The 24,117-nt window shown below is 44.1% G+C and carries 28 protein-coding genes and 1 riboswitch; of the genes, 17 read left to right on the forward strand and 11 right to left on the reverse strand.

Annotation, left to right across the window (positions count from 1 at the left end; translation table 11 throughout):
- The first annotated feature begins 89 nt into the window (after window positions 1-89).
- Both ald and alr read left to right on the forward strand, forming a co-directional pair.
- Entirely contained in the window at window positions 90-1,223 is a 1,134-nt protein-coding gene (gene ald, locus BN1002_RS22270) for an alanine dehydrogenase (protein ID WP_048828212.1), read from the forward strand.
- Window positions 1,224-1,318: 95 nt separating this feature from the next.
- Window positions 1,319-2,515, forward strand: coding sequence for an alanine racemase (gene alr, locus BN1002_RS22275; RefSeq protein ID WP_048828213.1), 1,197 nt, complete (start codon window positions 1,319-1,321; stop codon window positions 2,513-2,515).
- Window positions 2,516-2,864: 349 nt separating this feature from the next.
- On the opposite strand, the gene thiT is transcribed toward alr, so the two are convergent.
- Entirely contained in the window at window positions 2,865-3,470 is a 606-nt protein-coding gene (gene thiT, locus BN1002_RS22280) for an energy-coupled thiamine transporter ThiT (protein WP_048828214.1), read from the reverse strand.
- 169 nt (window positions 3,471-3,639) lie between these two features.
- Window positions 3,640-3,747: riboswitch (TPP riboswitch) on the reverse strand.
- Window positions 3,748-3,927: 180 nt separating this feature from the next.
- Here thiT and BN1002_RS22285 point away from each other — a divergent pair.
- Complete coding sequence (locus tag BN1002_RS22285) at window positions 3,928-4,827, forward strand: cation diffusion facilitator family transporter (protein WP_048828215.1); 900 nt, start codon at window positions 3,928-3,930, stop codon at window positions 4,825-4,827.
- Between the two features lie 60 nt (window positions 4,828-4,887).
- Here BN1002_RS22285 and BN1002_RS22290 read toward each other — a convergent pair whose 3' ends face one another.
- Window positions 4,888-6,165 (reverse strand): dicarboxylate/amino acid:cation symporter, encoded by a 1,278-nt coding sequence (locus BN1002_RS22290; protein WP_048828216.1) that lies wholly within the window; start codon window positions 6,163-6,165, stop codon window positions 4,888-4,890.
- A 198-nt stretch (window positions 6,166-6,363) separates the two neighbouring features.
- Between BN1002_RS22290 and BN1002_RS22295 the strand changes: the two genes are divergently transcribed.
- From BN1002_RS22295 to BN1002_RS24160, 4 genes are all read left to right on the forward strand, one after another.
- A complete protein-coding gene (locus tag BN1002_RS22295) occupies window positions 6,364-6,912 on the forward strand; it encodes a GNAT family N-acetyltransferase (protein WP_048828217.1) in 549 nt (182 codons plus the stop codon).
- Window positions 6,913-7,060: 148 nt separating this feature from the next.
- On the forward strand, window positions 7,061-7,492 hold the full coding sequence (locus tag BN1002_RS22300) for a MerR family transcriptional regulator (RefSeq protein ID WP_269429826.1): 432 nt from the start codon (window positions 7,061-7,063) through the stop codon (window positions 7,490-7,492).
- A 58-nt stretch (window positions 7,493-7,550) separates the two neighbouring features.
- The gene (locus BN1002_RS22305) at window positions 7,551-8,903 is read left to right on the forward strand and encodes a hemolysin family protein (protein WP_048828218.1); all 1,353 of its coding nucleotides are present in this window, start codon (window positions 7,551-7,553) and stop codon (window positions 8,901-8,903) included.
- A gap of 68 nt (window positions 8,904-8,971) precedes the next feature.
- Window positions 8,972-9,130 carry a hypothetical protein gene (locus tag BN1002_RS24160; RefSeq protein ID WP_197072896.1) on the forward strand — a complete coding sequence of 53 codons (159 nt, stop codon included), beginning with the start codon at window positions 8,972-8,974 and terminating at the stop codon, window positions 9,128-9,130.
- A 13-nt stretch (window positions 9,131-9,143) separates the two neighbouring features.
- Here BN1002_RS24160 and BN1002_RS22310 read toward each other — a convergent pair whose 3' ends face one another.
- Window positions 9,144-9,503 (reverse strand): hypothetical protein, encoded by a 360-nt coding sequence (locus tag BN1002_RS22310; RefSeq protein WP_048828219.1) that lies wholly within the window; start codon window positions 9,501-9,503, stop codon window positions 9,144-9,146.
- A gap of 138 nt (window positions 9,504-9,641) precedes the next feature.
- Between BN1002_RS22310 and BN1002_RS22315 the strand changes: the two genes are divergently transcribed.
- The 5 genes from BN1002_RS22315 to BN1002_RS22335 all read left to right on the forward strand — a co-directional run bounded on the left by BN1002_RS22315 (window position 9,642) and on the right by BN1002_RS22335 (window position 12,817).
- Window positions 9,642-10,046, forward strand: a complete 405-nt coding sequence (locus tag BN1002_RS22315; protein ID WP_048828220.1) for a HesB/YadR/YfhF family protein — start codon at window positions 9,642-9,644, stop codon at window positions 10,044-10,046.
- Between the two features lie 276 nt (window positions 10,047-10,322).
- Window positions 10,323-11,036, forward strand: coding sequence for a F0F1 ATP synthase subunit A (gene atpB, locus BN1002_RS22320; protein WP_082036411.1), 714 nt, complete (start codon window positions 10,323-10,325; stop codon window positions 11,034-11,036).
- A 17-nt stretch (window positions 11,037-11,053) separates the two neighbouring features.
- Entirely contained in the window at window positions 11,054-11,437 is a 384-nt protein-coding gene (locus BN1002_RS22325) for an ATP synthase F0 subunit B (protein ID WP_048828221.1), read from the forward strand.
- Complete coding sequence (locus tag BN1002_RS22330; protein WP_231575133.1) at window positions 11,437-12,390, forward strand: AtpZ/AtpI family protein; 954 nt, start codon at window positions 11,437-11,439, stop codon at window positions 12,388-12,390. Before BN1002_RS22325 ends, BN1002_RS22330 begins: the two co-directional genes overlap by 1 nt.
- A 202-nt stretch (window positions 12,391-12,592) precedes the next feature.
- Window positions 12,593-12,817, forward strand: a complete 225-nt coding sequence (locus BN1002_RS22335) for a hypothetical protein (protein WP_048828223.1) — start codon at window positions 12,593-12,595, stop codon at window positions 12,815-12,817.
- Between the two features lie 88 nt (window positions 12,818-12,905).
- Here BN1002_RS22335 and BN1002_RS22340 read toward each other — a convergent pair whose 3' ends face one another.
- From BN1002_RS22340 to BN1002_RS22370, 7 genes are all read right to left on the reverse strand, one after another.
- A complete protein-coding gene (locus BN1002_RS22340; protein WP_048828224.1) occupies window positions 12,906-13,937 on the reverse strand; it encodes an STAS domain-containing protein in 1,032 nt (343 codons plus the stop codon).
- Window positions 13,938-14,122: 185 nt separating this feature from the next.
- Window positions 14,123-14,734 carry an NAD(P)H:quinone oxidoreductase gene (gene wrbA, locus BN1002_RS22345; RefSeq protein ID WP_048828225.1) on the reverse strand — a complete coding sequence of 204 codons (612 nt, stop codon included), beginning with the start codon at window positions 14,732-14,734 and terminating at the stop codon, window positions 14,123-14,125.
- Between the two features lie 98 nt (window positions 14,735-14,832).
- Window positions 14,833-15,444 carry an alpha/beta hydrolase gene (locus BN1002_RS22350; protein ID WP_048828226.1) on the reverse strand — a complete coding sequence of 204 codons (612 nt, stop codon included), beginning with the start codon at window positions 15,442-15,444 and terminating at the stop codon, window positions 14,833-14,835.
- A gap of 139 nt (window positions 15,445-15,583) precedes the next feature.
- Window positions 15,584-16,501 (reverse strand): cation diffusion facilitator family transporter, encoded by a 918-nt coding sequence (locus tag BN1002_RS22355; RefSeq protein WP_048828228.1) that lies wholly within the window; start codon window positions 16,499-16,501, stop codon window positions 15,584-15,586.
- A 68-nt stretch (window positions 16,502-16,569) separates the two neighbouring features.
- Window positions 16,570-17,187 carry a class I SAM-dependent methyltransferase gene (locus BN1002_RS22360; protein ID WP_048828229.1) on the reverse strand — a complete coding sequence of 206 codons (618 nt, stop codon included), beginning with the start codon at window positions 17,185-17,187 and terminating at the stop codon, window positions 16,570-16,572.
- A gap of 21 nt (window positions 17,188-17,208) precedes the next feature.
- Complete coding sequence (locus tag BN1002_RS22365) at window positions 17,209-19,347, reverse strand: heavy metal translocating P-type ATPase (protein WP_082036422.1); 2,139 nt, start codon at window positions 19,345-19,347, stop codon at window positions 17,209-17,211.
- Complete coding sequence (locus BN1002_RS22370; RefSeq protein WP_048828231.1) at window positions 19,322-19,690, reverse strand: ArsR/SmtB family transcription factor; 369 nt, start codon at window positions 19,688-19,690, stop codon at window positions 19,322-19,324. Before BN1002_RS22370 ends, BN1002_RS22365 begins: the two co-directional genes overlap by 26 nt.
- Before the next feature lie 180 nt (window positions 19,691-19,870).
- Here BN1002_RS22370 and BN1002_RS22375 point away from each other — a divergent pair, with 180 nt between their 5' ends.
- From BN1002_RS22375 to BN1002_RS22390, 4 genes are all read left to right on the forward strand, one after another.
- A complete protein-coding gene (locus BN1002_RS22375; RefSeq protein WP_048828232.1) occupies window positions 19,871-20,182 on the forward strand; it encodes a hypothetical protein in 312 nt (103 codons plus the stop codon).
- 78 nt (window positions 20,183-20,260) lie between these two features.
- A complete protein-coding gene (locus BN1002_RS22380) occupies window positions 20,261-20,563 on the forward strand; it encodes a hypothetical protein (RefSeq protein WP_048828233.1) in 303 nt (100 codons plus the stop codon).
- Between the two features lie 58 nt (window positions 20,564-20,621).
- A complete protein-coding gene (locus BN1002_RS23080; protein WP_052445673.1) occupies window positions 20,622-21,026 on the forward strand; it encodes a hypothetical protein in 405 nt (134 codons plus the stop codon).
- A 220-nt stretch (window positions 21,027-21,246) separates the two neighbouring features.
- On the forward strand, window positions 21,247-21,447 hold the full coding sequence (locus tag BN1002_RS22390) for a hypothetical protein (RefSeq protein ID WP_048828235.1): 201 nt from the start codon (window positions 21,247-21,249) through the stop codon (window positions 21,445-21,447).
- Between the two features lie 52 nt (window positions 21,448-21,499).
- Here the strand turns inward: BN1002_RS22390 and BN1002_RS22395 are convergent, their stop codons facing one another.
- Window positions 21,500-22,177: a copper homeostasis protein CutC gene (locus BN1002_RS22395; RefSeq protein WP_048828236.1), complete on the reverse strand. Its 678-nt coding sequence runs from the start codon at window positions 22,175-22,177 to the stop codon at window positions 21,500-21,502.
- A gap of 182 nt (window positions 22,178-22,359) precedes the next feature.
- Here BN1002_RS22395 and BN1002_RS22400 point away from each other — a divergent pair, with 182 nt between their 5' ends.
- Complete coding sequence (locus BN1002_RS22400; protein ID WP_442853424.1) at window positions 22,360-24,114, forward strand: SulP family inorganic anion transporter; 1,755 nt, start codon at window positions 22,360-22,362, stop codon at window positions 24,112-24,114.
- The last annotated feature ends 3 nt before the right edge of the window (window positions 24,115-24,117 follow it).

The raw sequence follows: 24,117 nt of genomic DNA on the forward strand, positions 1-24,117 counted from the left end.
TTTATTCTTTACAATGAATTAATAGTCAAAACCTTTTATACTGATTTCATACCAAAATGAATGGTGATTACAAAGGGGAGGTAACAGAAATGATTATTGGGGTTCCTAAAGAAATTAAAAACAATGAGAACCGGGTGGCATTAACCCCGGCAGGAGTCGTTTCTTTCACAAAAGCAGGGCATAAGGTCATCATCGAAAAGAATGCAGGCCTTGGGAGCGGATTTGCAAATGAAACATATGAAGAAGCTGGCGCCGAATTAATTGAAAGCGCTTCCTCGGTATGGTCGCAAGCTGACATGATCATGAAAGTGAAAGAACCACTTGAGAGTGAGTATGGATATTTCCGCCAAGGTTTAATTCTGTTCACTTATTTACATCTGGCCGCCGAGCCGGCATTGGCGAAAGCATTGACTGAAAAAGGGGTCATCGCGATTGCTTATGAGACGGTAGAGGTCAATCGGACCCTTCCGCTGCTGACGCCAATGAGTGAGGTTGCAGGCAGGATGGCGGCGCAAATCGGCGCGCAATTTTTGCAAAAGACAAACGGAGGACTCGGAATCCTTCTTTCGGGAGTCCCTGGTGTCAATCGCGGTAAGGTCACAATTATCGGCGGCGGTATTGTCGGAACGAATGCAGCAAAAATGGCTGTCGGGCTCGGAGCTGATGTGACAATCATTGATTTGAATGCGGAGCGCCTCCGCCAGCTCGATGATATTTTCGGAACACAAATTAAAACGCTAATGTCCAATCCTTTCAATATAGCCGAAGCAGTTAAAGAGGCGGACCTGGTTATTGGCGCGGTGCTTATTCCAGGCGCTAAAGCACCAAAGCTTGTGACTGAAGAAATGGTAAAAAGCATGAAGCCAGGTGCTGTCATTGTCGATGTCGCAATTGACCAGGGCGGGATTTTTGAAACAAGCGACCATGTAACAACCCATGACAACCCTATTTACATCAAGCATGGCGTTGTCCATTATTCAGTAGCCAATATGCCAGGCGCAGTTCCAAGGACATCGACGATCGCATTGACAAATGTGACGGTTCCCTATGCTCTTCAAATTGCCAATAAAGGGGTTTTCAAAGCGATTGTGGATAATCCCCACTTAAAGCCTGGAGTCAACACTGCCAATGGCGAAGTAACCTACGAGGCAGTGGCCAGGGATCTTGGTTACACGTATATGCCGGTTGAAACTGCCCTGGAAAAAGAATTGTCTTCCATCTAAAAAGATACCATTCTAAATAACCGAATCTTAATGCTCAGAAAAGAAACTGTCCCTCGTCTCGCTGGAGGGGCAGTTTTTAAAAGGGGGATTTTTGAGTGAAGATTGACAGTTTCAGGGATACATGGGCCGAAGTTTCACTTGAAGCAGTGAGAGGCAATCTTCGGCAGTTTAAGAAGTTTATCGGCGGAGAAATAAAACTGATGGCAGTCGTTAAAGCGGATGGCTACGGCCATGGGGCGGTCCAGGTTGCTAATGCGGCATTATCGGCAGGCGCGGACTATTTGGCTGTTGCCATTTTGGACGAAGCAATGGAACTGAGAAATGCTGGCATCAGCACTCCCCTGCTTGTCCTTGGCCATACTCCGGAAAGATCGGTACGTACGGCCATCAGCAGCCAAATAACATTGTCAGTGGCAAGTATGGATATGCTTAACTGGATCATTTCGGAGGCAAAGCAATTAAAATTAGAAGCGGTTATTCATTTGAAAATCGATACGGGGATGTCGAGATTTGGGATAACTTCTCAAAAGGAAGCTGTAGAAATCGCCAAGAAAGCCGCCGCTTCCAAGTATATCAGACTGGAAGGCATCTTTACGCACTTCGCAAACGCGGACAACCCGGATACTGCTTATACCCTCCATCAGTTTGAACGGTTTCAGCGTATTTTGGGGAAAATTAGCGATGCTGGCATTGAAATACCTATAAAGCACTGCTGTAACAGCGCGGGAGCAATGAACTTTCCGGCAATGCACCTTGATATGGTCCGTATCGGAATCGCCATGTATGGTTTATATCCTGACGCCTCATTAAAAGCACATCCAATTAAACTGCGCCAGGCACTGTCCGTCAAAACAAAGATTTCCATGGTTAAAAAGGTGCCTGCCGACCGGCCAGTCGGCTATGGGTGCACATGGGCTGCACCGTACGAATCGATTTTGGCGACCTTGCCAATTGGTTATGCAGATGGATTTTCAAGATTGCTTTCAAACCGGGTGAACCTTCTTATAAAAGGGGCCAAGGCGCCGATTGCCGGAAGGGTGTGCATGGATCAAATCATCCTCGACGTTACTGCCATAGTCGATTGCCAACCTGGTGATACAGTCACTATATTTGGCACTGACGGTTCTGCCTTCCAATCGGTTGACGATGTCGCTGCCATCATAGGGACAATAAATTACGAAGTGGTTTGTCTTGTCGGCAAACGGATTCCCCGGATATATACGGATTCGGTGGCCCAAGAACCTTGCAACGACGATTTTGCCGCGCATTATCTGGAATTCGGAGCTATATAAAAAAGGCTCTGCTATTGTTGATTATTGATTTCCACTCCGGGGACATGCTTTCCGCGGGGCGGACCGTGGAGCCTCCTCGGCGTACAAGACGCCTGTTTGTCCAGCTGCAGCGCCTAGCCCCTCGAGGTCGCTTCGGTCCCGAATGTGAAGTCAAAGAACGACTTCCCCTTCTGGCCCTCCAGCGCTTGTCGGGGCTGCCCAAGGCACTTCCGCTTTTCGAGGGGTCTCCACGTGCCGCTACATCCCGCAGGAGTCAGTCCCCTCCATTCCAATCAACTTAGTGAAAATCAACACTCACCTTTAACTAAGCCATAAAAAAGGAAAAGGTCCCCCTTTTCCTTTTTTACTATTATAAGTGGTTGTTAAGTGTTTTTCCTCCACCTTGGCTTGAGATCAGCCTTGGTGAGGCATTAAACACCAGGATGACGATGATCGAACATAAAATCGCGTTTGGCAGCATATACGATCCATTATATAAGAAAGAAAATAGTGCAGCCGGCGTCCCTTCGGGGGCAGAATCGGCAAAAAACACGACGCCTCCGATGAAGTGGGCCATAAACCTCAGCACGCTTCCTAAAAATATCCCTGAAATAATATAGGACATCCAGCGCCGCCTGTTTCCTTCCTCCTTTACCTTTCTGGCAGAGGCCGCAAAAACTCCCGCAAAACCAACAACTGTAAATGCAACAAAATAATCAAGTGCTCCCTGTACCGGATGAATGATGTAAGGAGTGCCGAGGGCTACCTGCAGAAGGCCCAATAAAAATCCGGTAAGCAATCCTCCCTTAACTCCCCATCTGTACGCCATTAAAAAGATTGGTACCATGGCGATTGAAATTGAACCGCCCTGTGCCCAGATTTTAAATGAGAAAAAACCGGCAGCCAGATCAAGCAAATAAGCCAGAGCCGAAAAGATGGCCACCTCTACCAAAAATAATGTCTTCCTTTTTTCCATTCAACGTCTCCCCCTCTTTGTCCGGGACAGAAGCGGTTTTACCGCAGATTCCATCCCTTTTTCGGGTATCCGTTTGAAAGCTTCCTTTAATATGGGGAATGCCTTACAGGCATTTTTGGCCAAATAAAAAAGCAATACAAAAACGCTTTAAAAAGGGTCCTGTATTGCCATTATTGGCAGGCCACATCCCTACGCTAGCGTTAACTAACAGGTTCAAAGGGTCAGAACTCCAAACGTTCACTCTCAGCCGCGCAAGGCAGCTCCCCTTGTGGAAGTATTCAATTGATATCCATCTTTACTATACTATTCTTCCTTGTTTTTGACAATAATAAGCAACGCGGCACTATTACTTACAGGTTCAAAAAATATGCGAACTGGATATCAAACATGGTAAAGTTGATATCGCCTTCCTTTTTTTGTTAAGGTGGATATGGACAAACTTTCAGGGGGACTGCAAATGGATCGGGATAACCAATTAAAAGCAGGAGAAACAGGGGCATGGGTCAGCATCATTGCCTACATTTTACTTGCTTCCTGTAAGCTTGTGGCTGGCCGATATGGTAACTCAGAAGGATTAACCGCGGATGGCCTTAATAATATGACCGATGTTGTAGCCTCAATAGCAGTACTCGTTGGACTTAAAATTTCCCGGAAACCACCTGATAAAGATCATCATTATGGCCACTATAGAGCGGAAACTATTGCTTCCCTTGTTGCCGCATTCATTATGCTCGGTGTCGGAATTGAGGTTCTGATCAATGCCGGACAGTCTTTTTTTGACGGGGAGAAGCCAGTACCAGATTGGCTGACGGCCTGGACAGCACTTGGATCAGCGGCGGTCATGCTCTGTGTATATACCTATAATAAGAGGCTGGCAAAAAAAATCGACAGTGCCGCCATTCATGCCGTAGCCCAGGATAATCGTTCCGACGCACTCGTCAGCATTGGAGCACTCGTCGGAATTCTTGGCTCTAGAATCGGCATCGTCTGGCTCGATATGGTTGCCGCTGTTGTTGTCGGGCTCATTATCTGCAGGACTGCCTGGGAAATATTCAGGGATGCCTCCCATGCGCTGACTGATGGATTCGATGTCAGCAAAGTCCCTGAATTGAGGCGGACAATCAAGGATACAGCCGGTGTCAAAGGAGTTACAGAAATCAAAGCGAGAACCCATGGTAATCAGACTCTGATTGAATCAACAATTCTTGTCGACCCAACCCTTACAATAATTGAAGGCCACGCCATCACAGAAGCAATCGAAACTAGCCTCAAGAAAAAGCATGGCGTCCGCTATGCAATCATCCATGTGGAACCGTATTGGGGCGCGGAAAAAACGTTTACTGAAAAGAAGGAATAGCATATAAATTCCCGACAAGGAAAACCCGTACTTCTTTCAAAAGCACGGGTTTTTATGCGTTTATTTTTCTTGTATAAAGGAAGGAGCCCGCTTTGATAGCTTTCCCCTATCTTTAGCCTTTTCTTTTTCCATCCTACGCCTTTCCCCTTCTGCGACAATAACGGCACAGGAAGCATCTCCGGTAATGTTAACTGCCGTCCTCACCATATCAAGGAGCCTGTCAATCCCAAGGATCAGCCCGATTCCTTCAACTGGCAAATTGACTGATTGAAGCACCATCGCCAGCATGATAAGTCCCACACCAGGCACCCCTGCTGTTCCGATACTCGCAAGAACTGCCGTTAATACAACAGTCAAAATTTGAGTAAGGCTTAAGTCGACATTATAGACCTGAGCGATGAATATCGTTGCCACTCCTTGCATGATCGCTGTTCCATCCATGTTGATTGTTGCGCCAAGCGGCTGGACGAAACTCGAAATATGCTCAGGGACTTTTAAATTTTTTCGCGCTGATTCCATTGATACCGGCAGAGTGGCATTACTGCTGGAAGTACTGACTGCCACTCCTATTGCCGGTGCAAAACCTTTAAAAAACTTTATCGGATTCATGTTCCCCAAGAAGTAAACGGCGCTTCCATAAGTAGCGAAAGCGTGGATAAGCAATCCAAGAATGACAACAATCATATAGACACCCATGGATTTGATGGCGCTGAGGCCCTGGCTGCCAATTGCTGAAGCAATCAGTCCGAATGTACCGTATGGGGCGAATTTCATTACAATATTAACCAGGTACATCATAATTTCATTGCCCTGTTCAATGACATTGTAAAAGCCTTTTGTCCTTTCACCGAGTGCAGTAAGCGCGAGACCGATGAATATAGCGAATACAATGACTTGCAGCATATTCCCGCTTGCCAGCGCATCAATCGGATTCGTCGGGATGATATTTAGAAGTGTATCACTGACCGGAGGCGCTTTTTCAGCACTGAATTCAGCCGATTTTGTATCAAAAGTTCCCAGTTTGCCAGGCTTGATTGTCAGAGCGAGTATCAAGCCGATGACGATGGCCAGGGCCGTTGTACCAAGAAAATAGGCGATGGTCTTAAAGCCCATCCTGCCAAGCTTCTTGGGATCGCCGAGGCCAGCTACTCCAAGGATAATCGAAAACAAAACAATTGGAACGACAAGCATTGTGATCAGGCTGATAAAAATTTTTCCGGCTGGTGTAAATAAAAATTTATCCAGGATGTTAAATGTAACCATGGAGTATAAGTTTAATAATAACCCTGTAATCGCACCTGCCAATAGCGCAATAATAATCTTTGTAGTCAGCTTCATACCCTACCTCCTGTTTTTCCTTATTGGCTTATACAGCAAAATAGATTAAACTTTTCTGTAAATACATAGAACATGGAAAATTTGCCCGCCTGGTTTTCTCCACGGTACGACTATGTTCAACAGAAGTTGATTTTAAATACCCATTATAAAAACCAGGCAAACATGCAAGCATTTTAAAAATATCAGGGAGGATTTGGAATGTTTACCTTTAAAGTAGACGAGGAAATTGAACTACAATTATTTCAGTTGAATGATTGTAAACGTTTATACAATTTAGTAAATGAAAACCGGAATCATTTAAGGGATTGGCTGCCTTGGGTGGATGACATGTCTAGCCATTATCAGTACGAAACAATTATTCCTATGTGGCTGAAACAATTCGCTGATAATAATGGCTTCAATACTGGGATCTTATTTCAAGGAGAATTGGTAGGAGCTATTGGCCTTCATTATATTGACTGGAGAAACAGGCATACTTCCATCGGCTACTACCTTGCAAAAAATGCGGAAGGCCATGGAATTATGACCCGTTCAGTGCAAGCCCTCTTAAACTATGCTTTTAACGACCTCGGCCTGAATCGTGTTGAAATCCGGTGCGGCGAAGGAAATATGAAAAGCCGCGCGATTCCGGAGCGTCTCGGTTTTACACTGGAAGGAAAAATTAGGGATGGTGAATTGCTTTACAATAAATTTCACGATCTGATCGTATATGGAATGCTTGCCAGCGATTGGCGGGAAAATTTATAAAGTGCTGTGTATCATTATTCCCACACTTAAATGGAGGATTTGTTTCATAACGCTGTGACTGATGCATAAACTAGGATAAAAACCAACACTAACTGCAACGTTTGACTGTACAGTTTGTTTTCCATTATAATTATCTTAATTTTACTAGTTGAGGTGGTATGATGGGGTTATCTATCGAATTGGCGAACTAGCATTGAGAGCCGGCGTTTCTAAAAGAACCATAGATTACTATACTTCCATCGGCCTTTTGAACGCCGATAGGACCCGTTCCAATTACCGTCTTTATGATGAAAAAGCACTCAAGGATCTTAAATATATCGAAGAATGCAAAAACATGCACTTTCCGTTGGAAGAGATTAAGAGAAAGCTGGAAATCAAGAAGGCAGTTGAAATTCGTGAATCAGAGGTTGAAGACCAGGCTTATTCTGTTGCCCAGCAAATGAAGCAGCTGCAGGACGATTTAACAGCCCTTTTGCCTCTTATCCGAAAAATGGATTCACAAAAGCGGGATCTTGTTTCCAGAAATCTAAATCAGGAATGTTCGGCGCTCTTGCAATCTTTACAAGAACTGACAAGTTGATTTTGAATTTACCAGGAGGTGACTCCTTTACCCGCAATCCGCGGGGTAAGGAAATTTATTGGACATATTAAACTTGGTTTTAATAGCCATTTTTATCGCTTTGACAGCCTTTTTTGTCGCATCGGAATTTGCGATTATCAGGGTCAGAAGCTCAAGAATTGATCAGTTGATTGAAGAAGGAAGTTCAAGTGCGGTTGCCGCGAAAAAAGTAATAATGAATTTGGATGAATATCTTTCAGCTTGCCAGCTTGGGATTACGATCACCGCTCTCGCCCTTGGCTGGATAGCTGAACCGACAATGGAAAGGATTCTGGCGCCTGTTTTGCATATGCTGCATATTTCTGAAGGCGTTTCAAAGATTCTTACGTTCACTTTGGCTTTTGGGGTGATTACCTTCCTCCATGTGGTAGTTGGTGAACTTGCTCCGAAAACAGTTGCAATCCAAAAAGCGGAAACTATTACACTTTTAACGTCAAGGCCGCTCATCTTCTTTTATAAGCTGATGTATCCGTTCATTTGGGCATTAAACGGATCCGCACAGCTGATTGTCAGGTTTTTCGGACTGAAACCGGCGACAGAGAATGAATTGGCCCATACCGAAGAAGAACTGCGGATCATTCTGTCTGAAAGCTATAAAAGTGGGGAAATAAACCAATCAGAGTTTAAGTATGTGAACAAAATTTTTGAATTTGACAACCGGATTGCCAAGGAAATCATGGTTCCGAGGACAGAGATTGTGTCCCTGTCGAAGGATGATACGCTGGAAAATGTTCTTTCAGTCATTAAGGAAGAAAAGTTCACCCGCTATCCGGTTATTGATGGTGACAAAGACCACATCATTGGACAAATCAATATTAAAGAAATTTTGACAGACTTAATCGGTACAGAAAAGATTACTGTAAAAACAATTGAGCAGTACTCACGCCCAATCATCCGCGTCATCGATACGATCCCAATTCACGATCTGCTTGTGAAGATGCAGAAGGAACGGATTCATATGGCTATCCTGATGGATGAGTATGGCGGCACATCAGGCCTTGTAACGGCAGAGGATATCCTTGAGGAAATTGTCGGGGATATTAGGGATGAATTTGATATGGATGAAGTCCCAATGATCAGAAAGGTCAAGGAAGCACATTTCATCATCGATTCGAAAGTGCTGGTGAGTGAAGTAAACGACCTGCTTGGCCTGGAAATTCAGGATGAAGACGTTGACACAATCGGCGGCTGGATCCTGACTGAAAACTTTGAGGCCAAGGAAGGCGATATCATTCATCGTGATGCTTACTCCTTTAAAATTATCGAAATGGAAGAACATCATATCCGCTATATCGAGGTAATGAAAAGGGCTGAAGTGGCCGAACCGGCTTTGAACCAGGTTCCACTCGCCAACCCGGGAATATTATCTTAATAAAACAGGCGCTCCCTACTTCAGGAAGCGCCTGTTTCTTTCAGTATTTTTAACTCTATTAAAGGTGAGTGTTGATCTTCAAAAAGTTGATTGGAACGGAGGGGACTGACTCCGGCGGGATGAAGCGGCACGTGGAGTCCCCACAGGCGTCAAGGACGCCGAGGAGGCTCCACGGTCCGCCCCGCGGAAAGCATGTCTCCGAAGTGGAAATCAACAATCAAGGATAACAGAGCCAAAATTTTAGGTTCTGTTATTCTTTAAAATAATTAAATCCTCTTCTGCCTTTGCCAGTTTGACAAGATGGGAATCAAGCCTTCTGTTTATATGCTTTATTTCCTCCCTGCCATTGGCCCCTGTTGCTTCACGGATTTCCTTTACTGCTTTTAAAATTTCATCGGTCTGCCTTTCCTCTATCCGCTGCAGTGATTCCTTAATATCAGAGAGGTCGATCTGGTTAACAGCTACTCTATGTTCAATGCTGTCCACCTTTTCTAGCCTTGCAAGCCTTTTCTCAATACTTCCCAAAGTTGAACCGAATGAATCGATTAATTGTTTTATGTCATTTACGGCATCTGTAAGTTGTTTTTTGGTTTCATCCATGTTGGATTGCTCCTTTTATTTTCTTTTTATTCATCTTATCACCATATGTACTATATGGATGTTACAAAATAAAGAAAACTATTATCTGAACCAAAAACGTGAACGAATGATGAACGTGCACCTTTAACCTGCCTGTGTGTGAATAATATCATAGAAGCGGGTCCGGAAACGGAGTATCTTAAAATCAGGCAGACATTGCCGGGAAAAAATACTTCAAAAGGGCTGGTGTCAAAAATGTTCCTCTCAGTTGATAAAAAGGCATTCCACTGGTTTTCAGATGAGTTTGAAATAAAAGTCCCTTCCAACATCCGTTTATTCCCGCAATATGCAGGCTTTGGGCAAAAACACAAAGGTTACAGCCTCGCATTCTCCGTTGAGGCACCTGTAAACGCAGGCTATACCCAGCGTATGGATGGATTGACCTTTTTCATCGAAGAAAATGATCGCTGGTTTTTTGAAGAAACAAAAACTTATTTGTATTTTGATGAGGTTTTAAAAGAATTGGCTGTGCGTTATGAAGATGAAACCTTGATATTAAATTAACCAAAGTTGGCCGTACGCAAACCTGGGGAGCCCTTCCGACGCTCCTCAGGTTTTTAATTTGCAAAATTCCCAAAAAACTCCCTTGTTTGTCACAATTATTTTGCGAATAGTGATACAATTAAGATAACTAATACATAAATTGGTTAGGAAGGCCTATTGCAAACATATTTAATATCCTCAACCGCAATTTTCAGCTTAATTTGTCCGGCATCAGGATTGTACTCTGCAAAGCAGGTGCACTCTTTTTATTACCCATTCAGAAAGGGGTTGGACATCATGCATTACGACAGGCCATTGGTAACATGGCTTGGCATCACCTTTGATTTATCCATTGTACTGACAAGCACCATTTCTTCACTTCTCGTATTCTTCATCGCCCTGCTATCAATCAGAAAATTGGATGAACGGATGCCGGCGGGCATCCAGAATTTCATGGAATGGTCGATTGAATTTGTCCAGGGCATTATGAGCAATTCCATTGGTGCCTCGAAAAATTTATTCATTCTTTCTACCGGCGTCTCGCTGCTTTTGTATTTATTCATCTCCAATAGTCTCGGCATCCCCTTCTCCATTATCACCGGAGACGCCCATCAGGTTTCATGGTGGAAATCCCCAACCGCGGACGCGCACGTAACCATGACACTTGCCATCATGATTATGGCCTATACCCACTTCATCGACATTCGCCTGCATGGATTTAAACACTACTTTCTAAGTTACTTCAAACCGTTCAAAGCATTTCTTCCCATTAATATTCTGGAACAGTTTTGCACCACTCTCACCCTTGGCCTCCGCCTGTTCGGGAATATATATGCCGGGGAAGTAATGCTTGCCATTCTGGCGGGAACCATTACAAGCGGAGTCATTCCTGCTGTCCTGGCAGCATTGCCGCTTTTGATTTGGCAGGCATTTTGCCTATTTATCGGTGCGATCCAAGCATACATTTTCGTTACGTTGACCATGGTCTATATTGCTCATAGAATCACATGAATAAGGAGATGGAAAAGATGGGTGACTTCGAGGTTTTTGGTATCCCTGTCTCACTCGGAACAATGATTTATCAAGCTTTGATTTTTACTGTTTTAGTATTTTTGATTAAAAAATTTGTTATGGGACGGCTTTTAGGGGTGATGGAAAAGAGGAAAGCTTATATTGGGCAGCAGCTTTCCCTGGCCGAGCAATATAAGAAGGAAGCGGAACAAAAGCTTCTTGAACAGGAACGCCTGGTTGTCCTTGCCCGCGAAGAGGCCCGAATAATCAGGTCCCGGAGCGAAGAAGAGGCTCGCTCCGCATTTGAACAATCAGTTGCGGAAGCAAGGGAAATCGTTCACAACGCCAAAGACGATGCAAGGAGAATCCTTAACAGCCATAACCAGCACAGGGGGGCTTAATGATGAAACGGACTTTCTCAAAAAATTACGGAAGGGTGACGGAAGACCTTGAACTGGGACTGGAAGAACACATGATTTTAGTGCATTACAAGAAAGGGGAACTGGAGAAATCCGCCTGTATATTAAGGAATGAAAAAAAGCATTTAAATGAATACGTTGAGCCCTTTTTAGAGGAATATAATGTTTCTGAAGAATTAAAGGGAGATGTTGCTGAATTTTTGAAAGATGCCGGCAACCTCAATGGGAAACAATGGGGGGAGTTTACTGACTTCCTTATGAAAGCGCTATCACTCCATATGGTTTTCGCCGTCACTTTAGGGGTTTCCATTTTTGCCGGATATAAAGCCGGGGCCTACCTGGATGGAAGCCTGACCGTCTATCCGCTATTCACACTCATTGGGCTGGCTGTCGGCCTTGCTTTTGGCGGATATACTGTTTACGCTATGGCAATTAAATATTTCAAACCGGCTTCTTCATTGCTGAATAGAGAAAAGGTAAAAAAAGAGAAGGAATCACAGCCATCATGGCCTGAAATTGAAGTTTCGCTTGATGAAGTAAGAAAAGCTGTAAGAAAGTTTTCTGATAGCCTGCCAAAGGGAGTTTACAGAACCATTCTAGTCAAGGAGGACAATAGAATAGATTTCACTCAATTGGCTCATATTCTTGGCGGGGTTCCATCCAAGAATTTTTACATGTCCAGAGAAACGTATGACCTTTTCGAAGAAGATGAAAAACACATACCTGTCCAAATGGATCTTGTACAAAAGGCAGTCGACCAGTATGTCAAGGATAAGCGACAGTACCCAATGCTGCAATTCGATCCGAGCAAAAGGGTTAATTATTATCAGCTTCTCCAGGACCACTACTTAAAGGTGCAGCCTGAGATTCAATTCTATATTACGGATGTTGATGGCCTTGTTACCCATATCCGCCCTGCTGAAAAACGGGCATAACCGAATTTCTCCCTGATATTTCCTGTAAATTTCTGACTTACACCTGAACCGCGCACGTTTGCAGTACTTTTTTTTGGGGGATAATGAAAGTGAAACTTCCCAATCATGCACACGCTAAAAGCAGTCAAACATTGGCCTATTAGCATATCTGCAGGCAACGGTTCAGTTGCTTCGGGGAGAATCAGAAAGGGGGGATTGTCTTTTGCTAAAACAGGTTGAGCTTTCAGACTATCATCTTTGGATGTGCCGGCAAATAAGAGAAAAATTGGCTGAACGAAACCGTATCTCTCCTTTGGATACTTTTGAATACACGGAACGTGACCTTGTCACCATCGCATTAAGTGAATTGGTCTACCAATTGGACATATCTGACTCCTCAATTTTGAGGCTTAATAAACCCGCTGCATCGGGACATGATTTATCATAAAGAAAAGGGGCCGCCGGCTCCTTTATTTTTGTGCTCTGCTTAAAGAAAATTAAAGGCAACGCCTGAACGCCGGCATTGCCTGAATCGGTTATATAATCTTTTTGCCGCTTTGGGAAAGTGCGTAGTAGATACCAAACTGCAGGGACTGGAAACATTGGAATTTAGATAAATTAATATGGGATTGGGCAACAATAGAACCAAGTTCAGCGGTTATACCAACCAGTATCGTTTCGATTCCAACTAATGTTGCCGCTGCGCCAAGCTTCTGGATGAAGTCAAACCCATAGTCTTCTATATCAGAATCAAGTCCTGTCAAATCAAGGATCAGATAGTTCGCTTTATACTTCGGTAAATTGTTAAGTGTTTTTACAAGGAGATTCTCCGAACGAATTTCATCATATTTCCCGATTAAAGGCACAACCACAATGCCTTCAAGGACAGGAATAATCGGTGAGGATAATTCTTTAACAAGCTCCTGGAGATCGCGTGTTTTCTCTTCAACGAGCAATTCCAGCTCCCGGATTTGCTCAGATTCCTTTCTTCTCGCCAACTGATGGATATTGTGTGTAACAGTCACTTCCGACGGGAAATATTCAACGACCGTGCATTTATCCCCATTCAATTGGTCTTTAACGACTCTATACCATATATTTGTCCCGAGTAAGCCTGTGAAAATTCCCGCGTAATGGGCCGGCAGGTATTTGCCGCTTTCACTTTTCCCCTGCTCTTTGTTTATTTTAAATTCCCAGCTGTCCGTGATTTCAATCAGCAAGGTTTTCTTATCTAGATTCAATTCTTTTATTTCCGCTTTTCCCCAACCTGCAGATGCATATGTATTAGGTATGAGCCTCGAGGCTTCTTCTACAGAAACTCTATTGTTGACAAAATACTGACTGACCACAAGTCCCTGCCTGAAACCTGTCGTTTCAAGGACTAGAGCACCCGCTTCCGCACCTGAAACTTCCTCAATTGTGTCAAAAAAAGTACGCATTGCTGATGTTATCCAAAAAAGGACTGCATCTTCCCCTTCAAAAATAAACTGGCCTTCTTCCGGATTCCATGCGAAATCCAAACCTTCAACGTTTATCTCTTTAAGGGCCGTTTGTTTTTTAGTCGCCATATTAGATATCTCCCCTCTTAATTCGGTGGGCGTATCCATCGATTGCATATAAGTATTAATCTTTATTAAATGGTACCTTTAAAGAAGGACTATGTCTAATTATATACATTGCTTTACATTTTTTTCATTTCCATAACAAAAGAAACAGCCGTTGCTTCAATGACGGCTGTTCCTCTCCTTTTGGATCATTGAGTACCATTTTTTATCCACTCTGCAATAGTGATTGTCCGTTTTGCCTGATGTTTGACCGCGGCCTCCACGTCTTCAACCATATTGCCATCCTGGCTGACAGTCACGCTTGTTCCATAAGGGTTCCCGCCTGCAGCATAAATGGCATTATCCGTATATCCGGGAGTTACAACAATGGCTCCCCAATGGTACATCGTTGTATACAGTGAGAGGATTGTCGCTTCCTGGCCGCCATGGGGGTTTTGCGCGGAAGTCATTGCACTGACAACTTTGTTGACCAGCTTGCCATGGAACCAAAGCCCTCCTGATGTATCAAGAAACTGCTTCATCTGGGCAGGCATATTGCCGAACCTTGTTGGAACACTGAAAATGATGGCATCAGCCCATTCTATATCATCAAGCGATACTTCAGGCACGTCCTTCGTCTTTTCCGCATGTTCCTTCCACTTAGGATTGGACTCAATTGCTGATTGGGGCGCAAGCTCAGGCACTTTTAATACCTTAACTTCCGCACCTGCTTCCTTGGCGCCTTCTTCCGCCCATTTCGCCAAATGGTAATTCGTTCCTGTAGAACTATAATAGACAACAGCAAGTTTAACCTGGGGCATGATTTACATCCTCCTTGAGGCGAGAGTGCCAATTGCCTATTCATCAACTGTACAGGCAATTGGTTAATCACTCTTTAAAATTCCCCCATCCAGAAAAATTAATCATGAAAAACTTTTTTGTACCAAGCTCCCGCTTCTTCCACTTCAGAGAAGGTAAGCTGATGTCCGTAGTTTTCCCAATAGAGGTGAACATCTGCTCCCGCTTCAGCAAGCATCGACTTAAGTTCTTCTGATTGTACGGCAGGGCAAATGGGATCGTTTTTCCCCGCCCCAATGAAAATTGGTAAGCCGGCTAGAGCAGGAAGGTCTATTCCTCTTCTTGGGACCATTGGATGATGCAGCACGGCACCTTTTAAGGTTTTGCCAAAATGGAACAGCAAACTTGCGGCAATATTAGCACCATTGGAATAGCCGACAGCAACAATGCTGTCCCGGTTGAAATTGTACTTTACCGCCGCTTCGTCAAGAAAATCATGCAGCTCCCTTGTCCGAAAAACGAGATCTTCTTCATCAAAAACTCCTTCCGCCAGCCTGCGGAAAAAACGGGGCATTCCATGCTCCAATACATTGCCGCGTACACTGAGTACGGCCGCAACAGGATCTATCCTTTCTGCCAGTGGAAGCAAATCCTGCTCCGTTCCGCCAGTCCCGTGCAGGAGAAGCAATACCGTATCCGAGCCATTTTTGCCATTCAAAAATATATGCTTCATGCTATATCCCTCCATAATAACTTATAGCAATGTTAGACCTCAGCAGGATTCATGTCAATTTCCTGCGACCAAAAAGCCCCAGTCTTAAAATCCGGGGCTCAATGTAGTTATTCGACTATTATTTTCTAAATCCGATTGCTTAGTTACAAACCCCATGTTTGCTTGGACAGCCTTCGTCTTCCCGCTCTACCTGGATTGTACTATGGTCAATCCCAAACTTGTCATGAAGCAGGGCCTGCGCCTCCCGAAGTACCACATCATGCACTCCGCTTTTGGAAATCGCAATATGGCAACTCAGCATCGGCATCCCGGATGTAACCGACCAAATATGAAGATCGTGCACATCTTCGACAGTCGGAATCGAAAGAAGCGCGGCTCTTAGCTTTGTTGAATCAATCTGGACAGGCGCTCCTTCCATCAGTATATGGAAGGAATCCTTCATGACCCGCCAGCCTGAAATGATGATCAGGATGGCAACAGCGACACTTGCAATCGGATCAGCAATTCCCCAATCAAAGAAATAAATCAGCAATGCCGCTGTGATGGCACCGACGGAACCCAGCATGTCACCGAGCACATGAAGGAAAGCACTTCTAACATTCAGGTTCTCTTCTTTATCGCCCCTCATGAGGATATAGGCAGCAGCAATATTGACAAGGAGACCAATGACTGAAATCACCAGCATCCCCATGCTTTGTACTTCCGGTGGGTTCCTGAAACGTTGGAAAGCTTCAATAAAAATGTAAATCGAAATAGCTATCAGTGTCAGGCCATTCAACGCTGCAGCAATAATTTCAAACCGCTTATAGCCAAATGTTTTGCCGGGAGTCGCCTTTCTCTCCCCCAGCCTTATCGCAAAATAACTCAGACCAAGGGCTGCGGCATCACTCAGCATATGGCCGGCATCGGACAAAAGCGCGAGGCTGTTAGTTATGATTCCCCCTGCCACCTCTACCAGCATGAATGATGCGATTAAAAGAAAAGCCAGCAGCAAAGCCTTTTTATTCTCTGTATGATGATGTCCGTGTTCATGAGAATGGGAATGGTGATGCCCCATATCTGTTTCCTCCCTATGCCAGGCGCTGATTGATCCATTTGGATTTCCAAAAAAAGATTCAGCTTTACTCAATGTTTACGAAGGACAATCTTCCGGTACATCCCTTGAAAGAGGATTCCGGTATCCTCAATTATCCGTACCCTGTTCATTGAGGTTTTAGTGATGTTTTCAAATGATAGGCCAATGTCCGTTCCAAGCAAACGGACCAATGGCCTGATTAATTTCTTAAAAAAGCTAAGGCTTTTGTCCTTTGGCGCGAATTTATCAAAAATCAGGATATATCCTTCTTTTTTTGCCACCCGGACCATTTCTTCAAAAGCTTTTCGCCCATCCGGCACCACTGATAAAACCAAACTTCCAATTACCCAATCAAATGAACCTGGTGGAAAATCAAGATGCTGTGCGTCCATTTCTAAAAACTCAATCTGTTTGCCTATTGCTTTTCCTTTTGCTATTGCAAGCATATCCTTAGAATAGTCAATCGCTGTGACTCTTAAATCAGATATAGGAACATATTCAAAATCAGCCCCGGTCCCTACCCCGACAAACAGAACACGATCTCCTTTTTCAAATGGAACTGATCGAAACATTTCTTTCCGCGCTCCTGTGAATGCCCCTTTATTAAAAAACGTATCATAAACTGGCGCCCACAGCTTATAGACAAACATATTCCACCTGATGTTCATTTTTATCCCCCATGAAAACGGCTATTTATCCTTTACATTCAAAAGCCGCAGCCCATTTAACGTCACGATCAAAGTCGCCCCCATATCGGCGAAAATCGCTATCCATAATGTCAGCCACCCAGGAATGACGAGTAGCAAGGCAACAAGTTTGATTGCTAATGAAAAAGTGATGTTCTGTTTGATAATCGCGAGCGCCTTCCTGCTCAGTCGTATGGCGAAAGGCAGCTTTTCGAGGTCATCGCCCATGAGCGCGATATCCGCCGTTTCCAAGGCTGTATCAGTTCCCGCTCCGCCCATGGCAATACCGACTGTCGCGGCTGCCAATGCAGGCGCATCATTCACCCCGTCCCCGACCATGGCCACTTTTCCATACTCATTCCGTAAATTCCTTATGATTGATAGTTTATCCTGTGGCAGCAATTCTGCCCGGGTATCTGCAACGCCGATTTGGCTTCCGATGGCCTGGGCTGTTCCTTTGTTATCTCCTGTCAGCATGACCGTCTTGCCAATTCCCATGGCATGCAGCTTTTCAATCACACTCCGGCTGCTTTCCCTCACTTCATCGGCAACTGCCGCAAGAGCGAATAATTCATTTTTTGTCAAAAGAACCATTACGGTTTTTCCCTGCTCCTGCAGAAAACGGATTTTATCCAATATCGCGTTATCAGGTTTTTTATCGTAAACCTCTGTGATAAATGCAGGGCTGCCGGCGAAATATTCAACCCCATTAATGGTTCCTTTGATTCCTCTTCCGGTCAGAGCAGTAAACCCCTCTACCTCCGCTTCCTGAAAAGGAATTCCATGTTCCTCAGCCTTTTTCAAGATGGCAGATGCCAGCGGATGCTGAGACCCATATTCCAAAGCGGAAAGGATGGCCAAGACAGTTTTTTCATCCCTTCCATCAAAGGTCATAATGTCGGTTACAGCGGGAATCCCTTTTGTCAGCGTGCCCGTCTTATCAAATGCTATCGCCTTTAATGATCCTGTTTCCTCCAGATAAATGCCGCCTTTGATTAATACCCCATTCCTGGCCGCATTTCCAATTGCGGTGACGATCGAAACCGGGGTAGAAATAACCAGTGCGCACGGACAGCCGACTACAAGGACGGACAGCCCCTGGTAGATCCATGTATTCCAATCCGCTCCGAAGGCCGCCGGCGGAACGATCGCCACAAGGGCAGCAACGGCCATAATCACCGGGGTATAGTACTTGGCGAAACGGTCGACAAACGCCTGTGAAGGAGCCCGTTCTGCCTGTGCCTCTTCGACAAGGTGGATGACTTTCGAAATTGTAGTATCTTCCACCCGCTTCGTAACTTTAACCTCAAGCAGTCCCTCTTCATTTAAAGTTCCCGCATAGACGTCATCATTTACCTTTTTCTCAACCGGGACAGATTCACCGGTAATGGCGGCCTGGTTGACTGACGAATGCCCTTTTAGGACGATTCCGTCCATGGCTAGCTTTTGCCCAGGCTTGACAATCATAATGTCCCCGATTTCAATTTCTTCTGCGTGAATTTCAATCACGGTTCCGTTCCGGCGGATTAAGGCTTCCTTGGGGGCGATATCCATTAGCGAACGAATGGAGGCCCGGGCTTTATCCATGGAATACTTCTCAAGTTCTTCGCTGATGGCGAAGAGGATGACAACGACTGCTCCCTCGCTCCACTCCCCGATGAGGGCAGCGCCAATAATGGCAATCGTCATCAGCGTCCTCATATCGAATTCCAATTTGAACAGGTTTTTGAATCCTGTTTTAAATAAAGGGTAACCGCCGATGACAATAGCTGTCAGAAAGGCTAGGACTGTGTAAAGAGAATCTTCTCCGTTTAGCCATTGAGATGAATACCCAATAAAAATCAGGGCCAGTGAAATAAGAACACGGGCATATTTTTGCCAAAAAGGAAGCTCTTGGACATTCCCGCTCGGTTCGTGTTCGGAAACAACCTTCAGCCCGTCGAACTCTCCTGCTTTTTCAATCTCTTCCACTGATGTATTACCATAAACGGTAATTTTCGATGCGCCAAAATTAACTGCAGCGTTAGAAACACCATCCAGGTGTTTTACGTTCTTTTCGAACTTCGAGGCACAGCTCGCTCAAGACATGCCTTGTATGCGGTACGTCTGTTTCACTTCAGCCACGTCCTGCCACCTCCTCATGATGTTCAAAGGCAATCTCGATGAGCTGCTTCACATGATCGTCATCAAGAGAATAATAAACAAGCTTGCCTTCTTTCCGGAACTTTGCAATGCCGAGGCTCCTCAGCGTCCTTAAATGATGGGAAGCTGTTGCAACGGACGAACCGACAATATTGGCAACATCACAGACACAAAGTTCTTCCTCAACAGTCAAGGCATACGCAATCCGTACCCTCGTATCATCAGAAAGGGCTTTGAAAATTTTAGCGACCCCTGCGGTACTTTGGCTTTGGAGCTTATTTTTAACATGATTTACTTTCTGTTTATCTACAGAAGCAATCTCGCACATATCATGCTGAACCATATTTTCACCCTCATTCAAACAATCATTTGAGTATATGATATTCAAATAGGCGTTTGATTGTCAAACAATAATAATATTTTTTTGCAAAAAAACAGGTATTTGTCCTCCTTCAATAGTCTAGTCCAATTGATTCTATCGGAATAAGCTAGCTAGTAAGTATGGGAGGAAGGAGTGGATAGTATGGGCCAAAGAGAATTTGACCAATTCGGAAACCAGAATTGTTTTAGGAATTCTGCGAGACGGAGAACTAACACAGATGTAAATGTTGATGTCGATTTCGATAACGACATTAGGAATACAGCAGACGCTGAAGCAGAAGTTGATGTAAGAAATACAGACAAAAATACTAATATCGCCAAAACCATCGTAAACAACTCCGGCAATTCAAGAGTCAATATAAGATTGAATAGCAAGAGCAATTCTCGTGTTGTTTCCGAGCAGGACCAAAATAATGATCAAGATTCCGATGTGGATATTGATGTAGATTTTTAATTTTATTCTCTATTGGGAAGCGATTTATTAATCACATATAAATTTCCGGTTTAATACAAAAACTAGGAGGCAATTAATTTGGAAAACAGAAGAAAACGCAGGTGTCCAGAAGAAAAACGACGAAATAACGAAAATGTAAATGTTGATGTGAACATTGAAACAGATTTCGAGAATAGAGTGCGTAACCGTGCTGAAGCGGACGCAGAAGCAGATGTCCGCAACGTTGACAGAAATACAAATATTGCTCGATCAGTGGTCACAAATTCAGGCAACTCCAGAGTATGCGTCACTCTAAACAGCCGCAGTGTTGCTCGTGTCAGATCTGAACAAGACCAGGATAACGACCAGGATCAAGACGTCGATGTTGATATTGATATTTAACCATTAAACATGGGGTGGGGTTGAAAAATCCTGCCCTTTAAAGGATGGGGTATAAGGAATGAACGAAAATACCGGGAAAGCGAGAAGGAGATATTACCTTCCAGGGCAGAGACCCGAAAGAATTGACAGAGAAACCGAGGTCTTTATCCACAATGAAACTGAATCATTGTCACGCTCAATTGCAGAAGACTCGGTGAGAATTAAAAGTGAAAATATAAATCGGATTGGCCAGAGCGGCAACTCTGATGTCGATATTAATATTGATGTCCATGTTGATACTACAGCAATCGCATTTGCTTTGTTATGTTCGCTTCTTGCCACAAAGCAAATAAGCACTGGTGAATTTGAAGAAGCAACCAGGAGGCTTGAAGGCCTTATAGGACAGAAGAATCCTATATCTTTGGAGGGAAAAAATGACCTCTCCGAAGTCAAATTTTTCAAAAGAAACATTAGGAGATACTAATCAGCGCTGTATGATTGAATAAGAAGCGATAAAAAGGTTTCATTCTCACTTAATCCTTACTTATAAACTGAAAAGGGCTTTCTCTAAAACCGACTCAGGTGATTTTTGGAGAAAGCCTTCTAGTGTTTAGGAAGGTTTTCAATTTTTACATATTTCCATTGGTTTCCCCTATTAACTTATTGATAAAATAAGGTATGACCCCTTGAACGGAGGCTTACTTATGGCAAAACGCATTCTCATTATTCTGCTCGTTTCCGTTTCGTTTGCCGGCCTGGGAGCCGCTGTCTATGCCAGCCCGATTAATCAAAAAGTCAGCCAGAACCTTGATGAGTTTATTGATTCAAAGTTTGGCAATGAAAAGCCTGGACAGGACCCGTGCCTATTAAATAAGGACGAGAAGAAGGAAAACTGCATTCATTAATTCTTGTAAAAAAGGGGACCATGGCTTATGCCGGTCCCCTTTTCCACTACTTTTATTTCACTAACCTGACCAATTCTTTTGCCGCCTCGAGATCAATTCCGTCAATCGGACTGTTGTTTTTCCTCACGGCGGTTCCAAAATGATAGTGGCCCGTATTTACTTTTGAATGAATTGAAAGGATATTTTCTTTGTTCAGGCCGCTTCCCATCAAAATGTTAATATGGCCGGAGATATTTTTCATTTGGCTGATTACCTCAAGCCTTGCGGATAATTCCCCTTTTCCGCCTGATGTCAGGATGCTGTTTATTTGCTTGTACTCAGCTAGTATTTGGGCAGAGTTGATAGGGCTGGAAGTATCATCGATGGCCCTGTGGAAGGTTACCTCAAGTCCTTGGCAATCCGCCAGTAATTCCTCCAAAACATGCCGGTCAATTTCGTTTTGCTTATTCAACATCCCCAGGACCACACCGTTTGCCCCAATTGAACCGATCACTTTAATATCCCTTCTCATTACCTTCAAGTCTTCGGTTGAATAAATAAATGACTGGCTGTGCGGCCTGACCATAACATTCACGGGAATTTTCACGCTGTTAACCACTTCTTCGATGAGCGCATAGCTGGGCGTGAGCCCACCTTCTGTGAGGGCGGAAACAAGTTCAATCCTGTCCGCTCCCGATTCTTCTATCAGTTTTGCATCCTCAACAGTTGTCGCAATATATTCTATAAGCATGAAATGCCCTCCCTTTCATTAACCCACTATTCTTTAAGAATACCATCCCTTTAAAAAAATGTATAAAAGTCGAAACAAAAATGTTGACTTGCCTCCTAATTCGAGTAAAATTGTATATTGTAGCTATTATATTCAAATAATCAAATATATAAATATTATAAATAAAGGAGAATAATAACGTGCTGCGCAGATTGGCTTTTGACGGAAGATTCAGGGGTTATTCTCTCGCCTCGCTGCAAAAAGACTTGATTTCAGGCATAGTAGTGGGCATTATCGCTATTCCTTTAGGGATGGCATTTGCAATTGCTTCAGGAGTGAATCCTGAATATGGAATTTATACGACTATTATTGCCGGTATCCTCATTTCATTGCTCGGTGGTTCCAAGTATCAAATTGGAGGCCCTACAGGCGCATTTATTCCCATCCTATTTGGAATCGTGATGACTTATGGATTCGAAAACCTTTTAATAGCCGGCTTCTTGGCCGGAATCATCCTATTTTTAATGGGAATTTTCAAACTTGGCTCACTGATTAAATTCATCCCCCGCCCTGTCACCATAGGCTTTACTGCCGGTATCGCAGTCATTATTTTTGTCGGACAGATCCCGAATTTTTTCGGTCTGACCGGAGTGGAGAGGCACGAATACTTTTTTGACAATATGCGTGAAATATGGGTGCATACTCAAAGCTTTAACTTATTTAGCATTGCGACCGCTGCAATTTGTTTGGTCACTGTACTGTTTACACCCAAATTGTTCCCGAAAGTGCCAGGTCCGCTCATTGGCCTGGTAATTTCCACGCTCGCCGCCACGTATTTGTATCCCGGCGAGGTGGCGACAATCGGTTCGATGTATGGCGAAATTCCCAGCAAGCTGCCTGAATTCCGGCTGCCTGAAATCACTTTCAATAAAATCCAGCTGTTGATCAAGCCTGCATTTATTATTGCTATCCTTGGAGCGATTGAATCCCTGCTTTCAGCTGTCGTCGCCGATGGCATGACCGACAGCAAACATAATAGCAATAAAGAATTAATGGGACAGGGAGCAGCCAATATGATCGCTCCCCTCTTTGGCGGGATTCCAGCTACCGGCGCCCTTGCGAGGACAGCTACGAATATCAAAAATGGAGCCGTATCGCCAATGTCTGGGGTCATTCATGGCTTTGTCGTCCTGGCTGTACTTCTGCTTTTCGCACCCTATGCTTCCAAAATTCCGTTGGCCAGCATGGCGCCGATCCTGATGATAGTTGCCTGGAATATGAGTGAGCGGACTGTGTTTTACAATGTCCTAAAAACAAAGACGCTGGATTCCTTTATTTTATTGGTCACCTTCCTGCTGACTGTATTCGTCAACCTGACCGTCGCGGTACAGGCCGGATTATTGATGGCTGTCATTATCTTTACAAAACGGATGAGTGAAGCCCTGGTTACGGCAAAGGTTTTGCCAAATGAAAACAACAAGCTTGAAGCGATAAAATCCTCTGCCGCGGCCAATTCCCATGATTGTCCGCAAATCAGTATGTACAGTATCGAAGGACCGCTTTTCTTCGGAGCGGCACAAACATTTGAACAAACGATACTAAATACAATAAACTATAAACCAAAGGTGTTAATTTTAAGGCTTGGCAAAGTTCCGTTTATGGATACAACCGGTGAATCCCACTTATCAAGCATCGTCAAGGATTTTTCGGTTCATGGGCAAGTTTTAATTACAGGAATAAAGCCTGGACCTAAAGAGCTCTTAAAGAAAACCGGCTTGTATGATTATATTGGAGCGGAACATTTTTTTGGCCATACAGGAGATGCCATTGATTTTGCATTAACGCTGGTGAATAAGCAGGAGTGTATCGGCTGCAGGCATTTCGCCTTCAGGGAATGCGAAATGTTATCGGCCATTAAACAAAAGGCAGGCGAAAAAAGGCAGGCCCTTACGAATTAGCGA

The sequence above is a fragment of the Bacillus sp. B-jedd genome, assembly GCF_000821085.1.
GTDB lineage: Bacteria > Bacillota > Bacilli > Bacillales > Cytobacillaceae > Bacillus_D.